Annotated in this window: 11 protein-coding genes and 1 pseudogene; 8 read left to right on the forward strand and 4 right to left on the reverse strand. The window is 69.7% G+C overall.

Translation table 11 applies throughout. The features are described from left to right. Window positions 1–13 precede the first annotated feature (13 nt). From ETD86_RS07865 to ETD86_RS07885, 5 genes are read left to right on the forward strand one after another with little or no spacing between them, the layout of a single operon-like run. Window positions 14–970, forward strand: a complete 957-nt coding sequence (locus ETD86_RS07865; protein WP_138665434.1) for a carbohydrate ABC transporter permease — start codon at window positions 14–16, stop codon at window positions 968–970. Beyond that, the gene (locus ETD86_RS07870; protein WP_138665435.1) at window positions 967–1,797 is read left to right on the forward strand and encodes a carbohydrate ABC transporter permease; all 831 of its coding nucleotides are present in this window, start codon (window positions 967–969) and stop codon (window positions 1,795–1,797) included. Before ETD86_RS07865 ends, ETD86_RS07870 begins: the two co-directional genes overlap by 4 nt. Then, complete coding sequence (locus ETD86_RS07875) at window positions 1,794–3,203, forward strand: GH1 family beta-glucosidase (RefSeq protein ID WP_138665436.1); 1,410 nt, start codon at window positions 1,794–1,796, stop codon at window positions 3,201–3,203. The genes ETD86_RS07870 and ETD86_RS07875 overlap by 4 nt, the downstream gene beginning before the upstream one ends. Beyond that, a complete protein-coding gene (locus ETD86_RS07880; RefSeq protein WP_138665437.1) occupies window positions 3,184–4,182 on the forward strand; it encodes a LacI family DNA-binding transcriptional regulator in 999 nt (332 codons plus the stop codon). Before ETD86_RS07875 ends, ETD86_RS07880 begins: the two co-directional genes overlap by 20 nt. 15 nt (window positions 4,183–4,197) lie before the next feature. After that, a complete protein-coding gene (locus ETD86_RS07885; protein WP_138665438.1) occupies window positions 4,198–5,193 on the forward strand; it encodes a phosphotransferase family protein in 996 nt (331 codons plus the stop codon). On the opposite strand, the gene ETD86_RS07890 is transcribed toward ETD86_RS07885, so the two are convergent. Together ETD86_RS07890 and ETD86_RS07895 are read right to left on the reverse strand one after the other, a co-directional pair. Continuing rightward, a complete protein-coding gene (locus ETD86_RS07890; protein WP_138665439.1) occupies window positions 5,137–7,389 on the reverse strand; it encodes a M64 family metallopeptidase in 2,253 nt (750 codons plus the stop codon). The genes ETD86_RS07885 and ETD86_RS07890 overlap by 57 nt on opposite strands. Window positions 7,390–7,438: 49 nt before the next feature. Further along, window positions 7,439–8,296: an anti-sigma factor gene (locus tag ETD86_RS07895; RefSeq protein WP_170222940.1), complete on the reverse strand. Its 858-nt coding sequence runs from the start codon at window positions 8,294–8,296 to the stop codon at window positions 7,439–7,441. 174 nt (window positions 8,297–8,470) lie between these two features. Between ETD86_RS07895 and ETD86_RS07900 the strand changes: the two genes are divergently transcribed. From ETD86_RS07900 to ETD86_RS59960, 3 genes and pseudogenes are all read left to right on the forward strand, one after another. Next, complete coding sequence (locus tag ETD86_RS07900) at window positions 8,471–9,808, forward strand: class II 3-deoxy-7-phosphoheptulonate synthase (protein WP_138665441.1); 1,338 nt, start codon at window positions 8,471–8,473, stop codon at window positions 9,806–9,808. Window positions 9,809–10,127: 319 nt separating this feature from the next. Next, complete coding sequence (locus tag ETD86_RS07905) at window positions 10,128–10,895, forward strand: SAM-dependent methyltransferase (protein WP_138665442.1); 768 nt, start codon at window positions 10,128–10,130, stop codon at window positions 10,893–10,895. Next, window positions 10,820–11,032: pseudogene (locus ETD86_RS59960) on the forward strand (pentapeptide repeat-containing protein); the annotation flags it as partial. The gene ETD86_RS07905 and the pseudogene ETD86_RS59960, both read left to right, overlap by 76 nt. An 11-nt stretch (window positions 11,033–11,043) precedes the next feature. On the opposite strand, the gene ETD86_RS07915 reads toward ETD86_RS59960, so the two are convergent. Together ETD86_RS07915 and ETD86_RS07920 are read right to left on the reverse strand one after the other, a co-directional pair. After that, a complete protein-coding gene (locus tag ETD86_RS07915; RefSeq protein WP_138665443.1) occupies window positions 11,044–11,418 on the reverse strand; it encodes a thioredoxin family protein in 375 nt (124 codons plus the stop codon). A 298-nt stretch (window positions 11,419–11,716) separates the two neighbouring features. Beyond that, the coding region (locus tag ETD86_RS07920; protein ID WP_138665444.1) for an ExeM/NucH family extracellular endonuclease at window positions 11,717–13,343 on the reverse strand (1,627 nt) is incomplete at its 5' end.

Here is a 13,343-nt window from a genome sequence, read left to right on the forward strand (position 1 = left end):
CGAAAGGTCTGCTATGAGCCTCGACACCCTTCCGCGGGCAACGCGGAACTCCCATCGCCGTGACCGTCCACCCGGCCGCCGCTGGCGCTCCAGGGTGGACGTCAAGGCGATGCCGTACGCCCTGGTGTCCCCGTACTTCATCCTGTTCGCCGCCTTCGGGCTCTTCCCGTTGGCCTTCACGCTCTACTACTCGCTCTACGACTACGACCTGGCCGGGACCGTCGAGTGGGCCGGGCTGGACAACTACAGCGCCCTGCTGGGCGACGATGACTTCTGGCGCGCCGTCGTCAACACGGTCGGCATGTTCATCCTCGCCACCGTTCCGCAGATGATCCTGGCGCTGTTTCTCGCCAACGCGCTCAACAAACGCTTCAGGCTGCGCCTCGCGATCCGCATGAGCGTGCTGCTGCCGCTGGTGACCTCGGTGGTCGCCGTCGCGGTGGTGTTCACCCAGCTGTACGCCCGCGACTGGGGCCTGGTCAACTGGATCCTGAGCCTGTTCGGCGTGGATCCCTACAACTGGCGGGCCGAGCGCATCCCGTCGTGGATCGCCATCGCGACCATGGTCGACTGGCGCTGGACCGGCTACAACGCGATCATCTTCCTGGCCGGCATGCAGACGATCCCCCGCGACCTGTACGAGGCGGCCTCGATCGACGGCGCCTCACGACGTAGGCAGTTCTGGCAGGTCACGCTGCCGATGTTGCGCCCGACCATGATCTTCGTGGTGCTCAACTCCACGATCGGCGGCCTGACGCTGTTCTCGGAGCCGATGACGTTCTACAACGGCAACCCCGACGGCGGGTCGCAGGGCCAGTTCCAGACGGTGGCCATGTTCGTCTACAAGGAAGCCTTCCGCGAGTTCGACTACGGCTACGCGTCCGCCGCAGCCTGGCTGCTGTTCCTGCTGATTCTCATCGGCGCGGCGATCAACTTCCTGTTCGTGCGCAGGATCGGGGGCACGAAATGACCATCTGGAAACCGACCGTCCTCACCAGGGTCATGCTGGGGCTGGCCATCATCGTGTCGGCGTTCCCGCTGTACTGGATGCTGGTCATCGCCTCGCGCACGAACTCCGACGCGGTGGCGACGCCGCCGAAGTTCCTGCCGGGCGGGAACCTGGGCCAGAACATCATCGCGGTGCTCACGCACCCGGAAGCCCAGTTCGTGGCGGGCCTGACGAACTCCTTCATCGTCGCGAGCGTCGTCACCGTCTCCGTCATCATCATCTCGACGCTGGCCGGGTTCGCCTTCGCCAACCTGAACTTCAGGGGCCGGAACCTGCTCCTGGTGCTCGTGTTGCTGACGATGGCGGTGCCGCTGCAGCAGATGGGCGTGGTGCCGCTCTACCGGCTCATGGTGAGCCTGGAGTGGACGGGCACGCTCAAGGCGGTCATCCTGCCGTACCTGCTCAACGGATTCGGCATCTTCCTGATGACGCAGTACACGCGGCAGTCCGTGCCGATGGAGCTGGTCGAGGCCGCCCGGGTGGACGGCGCCGCCACGCTGCGCATCTGGTGGAACGTCGTGCTGCCCGCGGTGCGGCCCGGCATGGCCGTGCTCGGCATCAACACTTTCATGCTCATGTGGAACGACTACATGTGGCCGCTGATCGTGCTCAACCAGGAAAACCCGACCGTCCAGATCGCGATCAACGGGCTCAACGCGAGATTCTCCACGGAGTACTCGTTGATCTTCGCGGGCACGGCGCTGTCCATCATTCCGCTCGTGCTGGTATTCGTCGCATTCGGCCGTCAGATCGTCGGCGGACTCATGGAAGGTGCGGTCAAGGCGTGACGACACAAGAGGAACAGACGCGTGCCGGGCTGCGCTTCCCCACGGGCTTCGCGTTGGGCGCGGCGACCTCGGCGTACCAGATCGAAGGGGCCGTCCGGGACGACGGGCGCGGCACCTCCATCTGGGACACGTTCACCAAGACACCGGGCCGGGTGCTGAACGGGCACAACGCGGACGTGGCCATCGACCACTACCACCGCTACCGGGAAGACGTCGCCCTCATGGCGGACCTGGGCCTGACGGCCTACCGGTTCTCGGTCTCCTGGCCGCGTATCCAGCCGACGGGCTCGGGCAAGGTCAACCAGAAGGGCCTGGACTTCTACAAGCGGCTCACCGACGAGCTGCGCCAGCACGGCATCGACCCGTGGCTGACCCTCTACCACTGGGACCTGCCCCAGGAGCTGGAGGACAAGGGCGGCTGGCCCAACCGCGACGTCGCGTACTGCTTCGCCGACTTCGCGGCGACAGTGCACGCGGCGCTGAAGGACCACGTGCACACGTTCAGCACCGTCAACGAGCCATGGTGCGCTGCGTTCCTCGGCTACGCCTCGGGTGAGCACGCCCCCGGCCGGCGTGAGCCGCAGAACGCGATCAGGGGCGCGCACCATCTCAACCTGGCGCATGGGCTGGCCGTGCAGGCGATGGGCGCCCGCCGGGTGGGCGGCTGCGTGAACCTGTACGCGGTCAACCCCGCGACCGACAGCGTGGAGGACCTGGACGCGGCGCGGCGCATCGACGGGCTGCAGAACCGGTTCTTCCTGGACGCGCTGCTGCTGGGCCGCTACCCGGAGGACGTGCTGGCCGACGTGCCCGGCGAGATCGACTTCATCCAGCCAGGCGACATGAAGACCATCAACGCGCCCATCGACGTGCTGCTCGTCAACTACTACAGCCGCTTCACGGTCTCGGGAGCACCAGGCGGCAGACAGTCGGCGGCGGCGGCCCCCACGGACTCGGGTTCTCCGTGGGTGGGCAGCGAGCACGTGTCGTTCGTCAGCGGCGGGCAGCCGGTGACGGCGATGGGCTGGGAGATCGACGAGAGCGGGCTGGTGGAGGTCCTCACGCGGGTGGCGCGGGAGTACCCGGCGATCCCGATGGTCGTCTCCGAGAACGGCGCCGCCTTCGACGACGTGCTGGCGGACGGCCGCGTGCACGACCGGGAGCGGCAGGCGTACGTGGAGGCGCACCTCGGCGCGTGCAAGGAGGCCATCGACGCGGGCGTGCCCCTGGAGGGCTATTTCGCCTGGTCACTGATGGACAACTTCGAGTGGGCGTGGGGCTACGGCAAGCGGTTCGGCCTGGTTCATGTGGACTTCGAGACCCAGGAACGGCGGCTGAAGGACAGCGCGCTCTGGTACTCGGAGATCATCCGGCAGAATAGGCGACATGAACCGACCGACTCTTGAGGCTGTCGCGGCCCGGGCCGGGGTAGGCCGGGGCACGGTGTCGAGAGTCATCAACGGCTCGCCGAACGTCAGCGCAAAGGCCCGCGAGGCCGTTGAGCTGGCCATTCGCGAGCTGGGCTACGTGCCCAACCGTGCCGCGCGAGCCCTGGTGACGCGTCGCACGGACACGGTGGCGCTGGTGGTGTCCGAGTCGCAGCTGCGGGTGTTCGACGAGCCTTACTTCGCCGGCACCATCCGCGGCATCGGCTCGGCGCTGGCCGAGACCGGGCTCCAGCTCATCCTGGCGATGGCGCGCACTCCCGAGGAGCACGAGCGCCTGGAGACCTACCTGACGGGGCAGCACGTCGACGGCGTGCTGCTCCTGTCACTGCACGGCGCCGACCCGCTCCCGGGCCGGCTGGAGGCGATGGGCGTGCCGACGGTGCTCGGCGGCCTCCCCGTCGGCCTCCACCCGTACAGCTACGTGGACATGGACAACCGGGCAGGGGCCCGGCAGGCGGTCAAACACCTGCTGGGCCTCGGCCGTCGCCGGATCGCCGCGATCGCCGGCTCACAGGACATGGGCGTGGGTGTGGACCGTCTCGCCGGCTACCGCGACGCGCTGCTGACCTCGGGGCTCCCGGAGATCGTGGCCTACGGCGACTTCTCCGAACAGAGCGGCGCGACCGCGATGACGGAGCTGCTGCAGCTGCATCCCGATCTCGACGCGGTGTTCGCCGCGTCCGACCCCATGGCGCTGGGCGCGATGCGCGTGCTCAAGACCGCGGGCCGGGCGATCCCGGAGGACGTGGCCGTGATCGGGTTCGACGACTCCAAGGCCGCGGTGAGCGCCGACCCGCCGCTGACCACGGTCCACCAGCCGACCGAGGCGATGGGCCGGCAGATGGCGCAGCTGCTCGTGGCCCGCATCAACGGCGAGGTGCTGCGCCAGCCCGTCGTCATCCTGGACACCCATCTCGTACGCCGCGAATCCGCCTGATCAGCGAGGAGTTCCGTGGACAGCAGGACCAAGCGCCGGTTAGCCCCTGCCGAGCTCGACGCGCTCACCCGCCGGGCGCTGGGCACGGGCGTGACGACGTCGACCGAGCTGACGGACGGCTACGCCAACGCCGTCTGGCGGCTCGCGCTCGACGACGGGCGCGAGGTGGTGCTGAAGTTGTCGCCGCACCCCGACCTGGACCAGCTCAGCTACGAGCGCAACCTGCTGCGCATGGAGGCGGCCGCGATCGAGCTGGCGACCGGGGCGGGCGTCCCGGTCGCGCCGTTGGTGCACGCCTGCTTCGACGACCCGGTGCTGGGCGGCGACTATCTGGTGCTGGCGGCGCTGGACGGCGTGTCATGGAACGAGACCAAGCCCGACGGGGAGGACGCGCTGCGGCGGGAGCTGGGCCGCCATCTGGCCAGGTTCAACGCGGTGACCGGCGAGGTGTTCGGCTACCCGCACGCCGGGATCGTGGGCGAGACGTGGCGGGAGGCGTTCCTGGCTATGGTGGCGGCGCTGCTCGGCGACACCGAGCGCTACCCGACGCCGCTGCCCCGGCCGGTCGAGGAGATCATGGCGGTGTTCGAGGACGCCGCGCCCGTGCTCGACGAGGTGACGACGCCGCACCTGGTGCACTTCGACGTGTGGGTGGGCAACGTCTTCCTGGACCTGCGCGGCACGCCGCGGATCCAGGCCATCATCGACCACGAGCGGGCGTTCTGGGGCGACCCGATCGCCGAGTTCGTCACGCCGACGATCTTCGGCGAGCTACGCGAGGACGACCCGCTGCTGGCGGGCTACCGCGAGGTGACGCCGCTGGAGCTGACTCCGGCGGCGCTCACCCGGCTCGATCTCTATCGGGCCTACCTCTCCTTGATCCTGCTGGTGGAGAACGGACCCCGCCAGTACCCGGAGGACGAGTACGCCAGGCTCCGCGACGGCGCGACGCGGTCACTGACCGCGATGCTGGACCGCCTCGTACGCTCCTCCCTCGGGGCCCGCGGTTAGTTTCGCGCACTGGCCGGCCCCGGCGCCGGCCGGCTTGTTCGGCACGCCGAGGTCCGCGGGCGCGGGTGTGTTGCCGATGCAGGCGAGCGCTCCCTTGACGGTGGTGCCCGACAGGATCGGCGCCGTGTTGCCGGTGAGCAGCGCGGCGCCGCGCAGGTCGGCGCCCACGACGACCAGCTGGGCCGCGCCATTGACGGTCAGCGCGCCCTCGACGCGGGCCTTGAGCAGGTGTACGGCGGCCGGCTTCGACGCCGCCAGCGCGCCGGTGATGCGGCCGCCGGTGACCACGAGCGAGGCGCCGGGCCTGACCGTGACGGGGCCGGTCACCTGGGCGCGGTCGAGGCAGGTGACGCCGTCGGTGACGACGAGCGCGCCCCGGTGCTCGCCGGTGACCGTGCGGGTGCAGGCGGGCGGCGGCACGATCGTGGTGACGGTGAAACTCTTGGGCTTGCCGTAGTTGCCGGCGCCGTCGATGGAGCGGTATTCGATCGTGTGGCGGCCGCGCGGCAGCTTGCCGTACACGAGCGAGTCGATGACCGTGCCCTGCTCGGAGAACGTCCACGGCAGCGCGGAGGACGTGGGCCAGCCGAAGTAGTTGAACCAGCCGTCGCCGTCCACCCGGGACTCCGAGACCACGTAACCGTCGCGGTCGTCGGTCCCGGTGAGCCGCATCGAGAACGGGCCGTTGTAGACGTAGGTGTCACCCGCCCTGGCCAGCGGCTCGGACAGCTCGTACGCCGTGCGTGGGCGCTCCGTGTCGACCGCCCACGTGAGCGTGCGGCCGCCGAGTGCCGCGGCGAGCGTGTGCGTGCCGGGGCCGAGCTCGAACTCGCCCAGGTCGAGGTCCGTGCCGCCGTCGACCGGTTTCCCGTCGAGCGTCCATGTGATCTCGGGGACGGCGGCGGCCGGGTGGGTGGTCTCGACGTACACGACGTCGGCGCGGCCGAGCGGGCGGTCCGCCGGCGTGGCGGAGACGACGGCGGGCTCGACGCCGTCCGGCGGGGTGGTGAGCGTGGTGTCCACCGTCCACGTGCGGGACCTGGCCATGGACTGCCTGATGGCGGGGTCCCTGACGAACTCGGTCGGGTCGGAGACGGTGGCCGTGACCGTGTGCGTGCCCGGCGCCAGGTTCAGTGCGCGCAGGTCGAGCGTGTCCAGGTCGCCCGGCAGGTCCCGGCCGTCCACGGTCCACGTGGTCGTCAGCGAGTGGCTCACGGGGCGCATCGGCTCCACCCACAACACCCGGTCGGCGCCGACCGGCGCGTCCACGGGCGCCGAGTCCTGGATCAGCGTGGTCTTGGCGGCGATGCGCTGCGTCATCACCTCGCGGCTGACCTGGTCGAAGTAGTAGCCGAGGGTCTTCATCATGGAGTGCGCGCTGGGCCGCCACACGCCGGTCGTGTAGTAGAGGCCGCCCTCGTAGCGGCCGATCGGGCCGCCGGACTCGCTCGGCTCGCCCAGCCAGCGCCACCACTTCTTCTGCTGGTCGCGCATCTGCTGCTCGGTCAGCAGGGTGTGGTGGGCGCTCGGCGGCTCGGCGCCCGGGTAGGCGCCGCCGGGGACGCCGCGCTGGTAGTAGTCGTACTCGTCCTGCAGGCCGCCCAGAGAGTGGCCCAGCTCGTGCGGGCTGATCAGGGCGGACATGCTGTTGCTGCCGGAGGCGGTGGCGTACGTGCCGCCCGCGCCGCCGTAGGTGGCGCTGTTGGCCAGTGCGAGGATCTGCCGGTTGCCGGGCGTGGTGCCGGTCACCAGGTTCGCGTAGCGGGTGGCGGCGGCGTTGTCCATGGTGATGAGGCGCTGGACGCTGCTCGGGTTACAGCGGCCCCAGAAGCCCATGCTCAGGGGCGTCGTCCGGCGCGGCGCGTCCAGGCCGGGGTCGCAGCTGATGCCGGACTCGCCGGAGACGATGTCGATCCGGTAGACGTTGATGTAGTTCCGGTACGACTTGAACGGCTCGATCGACCACATCACGTTGAGGTGCCGGTCGGCGTCGGCCTGGAAGCCGGCCTGTTCGGCCTCGGTGTAGCCGTCGCCCATGAGGATCAGGTTGAACCGCTTGGCCGGGTGCCCTGTGACCTGCACGGGCACCACGGTGGCGGCGCCGGGCTCGGCGGCGGTGGCGTGGGCGGTGGATAACGGGGCGAAGGTCACGGACAGGACGGTGGCGGCCGCGAGCAGGACCGCGAGTCTACGCATGCCCTGCACTATCTCTCAGCCGACGATCATTGCCCAGATCCCGTGCGGCTCAGGCCTCGGGGAGTTCGGCCAGCATGATGGGCTGTGTCGTGGGCTGCTCGGAGCCGGCGGCCGGCTCGACCGTCAGCGCCACCTTGTCGTCCTCCCGGAGCGGGGTCACGAACAGGGGCGCGGTGACGCCGTTCTCGGCGCGGTCCAGCATCCCGGCCGGCCGCGGGCCGTCGTCGCCCATCAGCCACAGCTCATAGCCCTGGGTCGCCGGCAGGTCGGGTAGCCCCGACGAGGCGAACATCATCCGGCCCGCGGAGCGCGAGATCACCACGGTGGCGGTGCCGCCGGAGGTGACGGGCTGATGTACCGTCCGGGCGTCGGGCGCGGCCAGCACGGCCACCATCTCGTCGTTCCTGACGGTCAGGTCGGACAGGTCGCGGCGGGCGTCGTAGGCGACCGCGCCGAGCGCGACCGCGGCCGCCGCGGACACCGCCGTCAGGCCCGCCAGCACCTTCGACCGCTTGCGCCGCAGCGGCACCACGTTGCCGCCGCCGTCCTCGAGCCGCTGCGAGCTCTCCGGCGTGCTCGCGACCGCCTCCCGGCGCCCGGGTCGCACCGTCTGCACGACCTCAGGCGGAATCCTCAGCGTCTGGGGCTCCCCGGGTGCGGGAGGCGGCTGTACGGGCCGCTCCGCCCCCCTCGACTCGTGCGCGGCGGCGAGCAGGCGGCCGCGCAGCATGGCGGGCGGCGGCTCGGCCACGGCCTCCGACAGCCTGGCCACGGTCTCACGCAGCCGCCGGACCTCGGCCCCGCAGGCCTGGCACGCGCGCAGGTGCTCCTCGAACAGCACCCACTCGGCGTACGGCAGTGCGTGCACGGCGTAAGCACCGGAGAGGGTGTGGAGGTCGTCGTTCATTTCCACTCCCACGGTGAGAGGCGGCTCACGCATGTACTTCGGCTGCTCGGGCACGCCGGATGGCCCTGAGGCCTGCTCATTTCACATGGCGTGTGACACACCCGTGGGAGTGGATATCAAAACGTGGACAATGGGGTCGGTAGCGGCGGGCTACGTGGCATACCCTCGTATCTCGTGAGCAGCAATCTTCTGGATCTTGATTCCTGGCGAGCCCTCCCCGCGGCGCAACAGCCCGACTGGCCTGACCGCGGCGAGCTCGACAAGGTCGTCGCCGAGCTAGGCGGCCTGCCCCCCTTGGTCTTCGCCGGCGAGTGCGACCAGCTCAAGGACCAGCTTGCCGCCGTCGCCCGCGGCGAGGCCTTCGTCCTGCAGGGCGGCGACTGCGCCGAGACCTTCTCCGGCGCCACGGCCGACAACGTCCGCAACAAGCTCAAGACGTTGCTGCAGATGGCGATCGTGCTGACGTACGCGGGCAAGGTGCCGGTCGTGAAGATCGGCCGGGTCGCCGGCCAGTTCGCCAAGCCGCGTTCCAAGGCGACCGAGACCCGCGACGGCGTCGAGCTGCCCGCCTACCGGGGCGACATGGTCAACGGTTTCGAGTTCACCGCCGAATCGCGCAAGCCGGACCCGTGGCGGCTGCTCAAGGCGTACCACTCCTCGGCCGTGACACTGAACCTGGCGCGGGCCTTCACCAAGGGTGGCTACGCCGACCTGCGGCAGGTGCACGCCTGGAACCAGGACTTCGTGGCCGAGTCGCCGGCCGGGCGCCGCTACGAGCAGCTGGCCAGGGAGATCGACCAGGCGCTTGCGTTCATGCGCGCCTGCGGGGCCGATCCGGAGGAGTTCCACACGGTCGAGTTCTACTCCTCGCACGAGGCGCTGATCCTCGACTACGACCGCGCGCTCACGCGCATCGACTCGCGTACGGGGCTGCCGTACGACGTGTCGGCGCACATGGTCTGGATCGGCGAGCGCACCCGGCAGCTCGACGGGGCGCACGTCGACTTCTTCGCCCGCATCCGCAACCCGATCGGCGTCAAGCTCGGCCCGACGACCACGCCCGAGGAGGCGCTGGCGCTCGTCGAGCGGCTCAACCCGGGCAACGAGGCGGGAAGGCTCACGTTCATCACCCGGATGGGCGCCTCCAAGATCCGCGAGCACCTTCCGCCGCTGGTCAAGGAGGTCACGGCCGCCGGGGCGCAGGTGGCGTGGATCTGCGACCCGATGCACGGCAACACGTTCGAGGCGCCGAGCGGGCACAAGACGCGGCGGCTCGACGACGTCCTGGACGAGGTGGCCGGGTTCTTCGAGGTGCACCAATCGCTCGGCACGCATCCGGGCGGCATCCACATCGAGTTCACCGGTGACGACGTGACCGAGTGCGTCGGCGGTGGGCACGGGATCGTGGAGGGTGACCTGGCCACCCGGTACGAGACCGCCTGCGACCCGCGCCTCAACCGCAGCCAGTCCCTCGACCTGGCCTTCCGCGTGGCGGAGCTCTACCGCGGCTGACCCCGGCCCCGGGCCGGACCACCGCGACTGACCCCCGGCCCCCGGCCGGACCACCGCGACTGACCCCCGACCCCGGGCCGGACCACCGCGTCCGGCCCGCGCGCCGCGGTCGTTGACGGTCGGGTGCCGGGGCTCGGCAGCCCTGCGCCCGGTCGCGTCATGGAGCGTGCCAGTGACCCACCGCCACCGTCCCCTGGCCTGCCACCCAGCGGCAGCGTGATCTGCGTCTCATTGGCGGAGGAACCCGAATGAACTTCGGGTTGCCGCGGGAGTGGCGGCACTATGATCGGCCCCAATAGGCGAAATATTGGGAGAAAACGTGGATAGTGCCCCCGAAGGGGTGGACCCCAACGTCCCCAACGTCGCGCGCATGTATGACTACTACCTCGACGGCAAGGACAACTTCGCGGCCGACCGGGCGGCGGCGGAGCAGATACTCAAGACGTTCCCCAACACCAAGGAGGGCTGCCGGGCGAACCGCGCGTTCCTGCGCCGAGCGGTGCGCCATGTGGTGGATCAGGGGGTCCGCCAGATCGTGGACCTCGGCGCCGGCTTGCCGACACAGGGCAACACGCACGAGATCGCCCCAGAGGCACGCGTCGTCTACGTGGACTACGACTCGGTGGTATGCGTGCACGGCCGGGCGTTGCTGGCCAGGACGGAGGGCGTCGACTTCCTGCAGGCCGACGTGCGCGAGCCGGACGTGCTGCTGGACAAGCTGAAGGGCCTGATCGACTTCGACCGCCCGGTGGCCTTCCTCATGCTGGCGATCCTGCACTTCGTCCCGGACGACTTCGCCTACGACGCGGTGACGAAGCTGCGGGAGGTGAGCGCGCCCGGCAGCCATCTGGTGATCAGTCATGCCGTGGACTCCACGCCGGACACGACCCCGCAGGCGCTGGAGGTCTACCGCAGGGCGACGGCCTCGCTCAATCTGCGGACGCGGGAGAACATCCTGCGCTTCTTCGACGGATACGAGTTGGCCGAGCCGGGCCTGACGGTCCCGAACGGGTGGCGTCCCGACGACCCGGACGGGCCGGGCAACGCCATCGACTTCGGGTACGTGGGGGTCGGCCGCAAGCTCTGACGACGTGGCAGAGCCCCGCCGGAAAGGCGGGGCTTTCGCGTTGTCAGCTTTCGCGTTGTCAGCTTTCGCGTTGTCAGCTTTCGCGTTGTCAGCTTTCGCGTTGTCAGCTTTCGCGTTGTCAGCTTTCGCGTTGTCAGCTTTCGCGTTGTCAGCTCTGCTCGGCCTTCTTCATCTCCTCGGCGAGCTCAGACCTGATGGCGTCCATGTCGAGCGCCCGCACCTGCCGGATCAGGTCGTCGAGCGCCGGCCCCGGGATGGCCCCGGCCTGGGCGAAGACCACGATGCCGTCGCGGATCGCCATGAGCGTGGGAATCGAGGTGATGTCGAAACCCTGCGCGAGCGCCTGCTCGGCGTCAGTGTCGATCTTGCCGAAGGTGATGTCGTCGTGCTTGTCCGACGCCTGCTCGAAGATCGGTCCGAACTTCTTGCACGGCGGGCACCACTCTGCCCAGAAGTCGAGCAGGACGATCCCCTTGTCGGCGATGTCGTTGAAGTTCTGTTCTGTTACTTCGATGGTCGCCACAAGTGGCTCCTCGCTCGTCGTCGTCGCTGTACGGAGGTTAGAACCGCTACCCAGCGGCGGGCATTCCACCTTTACTCGAGCACGAACTCCACCACGTGGAAGCTGTGGTCGGAGTACGTCTCCGTGGTCTTCACGTATTCGGGTTCGGCCGTCTCGCTGTAGAAGATGATATCCACCCCGGGTGGATGGGCCGGGATCAGGGGCGGTCGCAGCAGGTCACGCCCTGGCCGTCGCCACCTGGTGAAGGGGGACGGCTCGCGAAGAAATCGCGAGCCGTCCCCTCTTGTTCGTCCGTGAGCTAGCCCGCGGCGCCGGGCAGGGTCAGGCCGACGATCAAGGGGTCGTGGTCGGAGGAGCGGTACGCGTCCGGCTTGTACAGGCCGGGCGGGTTGTACTCGGTGTTGTAGTCGAGGATGCGCGGCTCGTCGGCGTTGATGTGCCAGATGGTCGCGCTCGTCACCCGCTTGAGCAGCTGCTTGCCGACCAGGACGTGGTCGAGCTCGCCCGCGAGGCCGTCGAACAGGTAGCTGTAGCGCAGCGGCGCGGGCACGAACCTCTTGGTCACGCCGGCCAGGCCGCCGGCCTCCAGGGTGTCGATCGGGTCCTCCTCGCCGTAGGAGTTGAGGTCGCCGAGCACGATGGGGTTCGGCAGGTCCTGGTCCTCGATGATGCCGAGCAGCGCCTTGGCCTGGGCGACGCGGGTGGGGTTCCAGCAGCCCTGTCCGTCGCCCTGGTCGGTGTCGGGGCCGCTGGAGGGGCAGGAGCCCTTGGACTTGAGGTGGTTGACCACCATCGTGAACGGCTGGCTGCCGCTCTTCCTGCGGAAGGTCTGGATCAGCGGCGGGCGGCTGAACACCGGGTCCTGCGACGCCTCGGCCGCCCCGACCGGGGTGAGTTTGCCCGGCTTGTAGATCAGGCCGACCTGGATGGCGTCGGTGCCGGGGTACGGGTGCGCGAGCGCCGCGTACGTGCCCGCCCCGACCTCGGCGTTGACGGCGTCCACGAGCGCCTGCAGCGCCGTCTGGCCGTTGTTCTCGACCTCCATGAGCGCGACCGCGTCGGCGTTGAGGCCCTTGAGCGCGGCCACCAGCTTGGCGAGCTGACGCTGCTGCTCCTCGGCGGTGGTGGCGCCCCGCGAGCCGAGCGTGGTGAACCAGTTGAGCGTGTTGAACGAGGCCACCTTGACGTTGCCGATCACCGGGAACGGCTTCGGCAGGCGCGGGTTGAGATTCTTGTAGTCGATCGGCTTGGTCGGCTGCAGCCGGTACCTGCCGAAGCCGTACCCGAGCACGCCGGTGATCCCGAGCGCCACGTCGCCGGCCCGGACGATCGGCGGCAGGGTGGCGGGGTTCTCCCGCGTGGAGCCGTCGTCGACGAGCAGCGAGCGGCGGGCGTTCAGCGCGGGGTCCACGCCGGGCCGGTCGGTCGGCTGGTAGAGCCTGCCCTGGGAGGACAGCGTGACCTCGCCGAAGCGGCCCAGGTTGTAGTGGTCGCTGACGGTCAGCGACTGCGGGAACGTCAGCAGCATGTTCTCGACGGGCTCGAGCCCGCCCGAGTTCTCAGCTGTGGGGAGCGTGTACGACTGCGCCGCCACGCTCCCGGTGCCGCAGACGTCCACGGCGGTGACCGGCGACAGCTCGGTCCACCCGTTGAACTCGACGGCCCGGCCCGTGACCAGCACCCGGTCGCCGACCTTGACGTCCTTGAACGACTCGCGCGCGAACGCGAACAACCCCTCGGAGGTCTTGGGGTCGGCGTCGGGCCGCGTGTCCTGCAGGAAGAAACCGCTGAGCTGGTCGGTTCGCTGGAAGTCGCCGGTCACGACGCCCTCGACGCGCACGGTCTGGCCGGCCAGCGGGGTGGCGTCACCGGCGCCCTGCACCTGCGCGACGCGGTGAGTGGCGGGGGTGTCGCAGGGGGTGGCC

Source organism: Nonomuraea turkmeniaca (assembly GCF_005889735.1).
GTDB lineage: Bacteria > Actinomycetota > Actinomycetes > Streptosporangiales > Streptosporangiaceae > Nonomuraea > Nonomuraea turkmeniaca.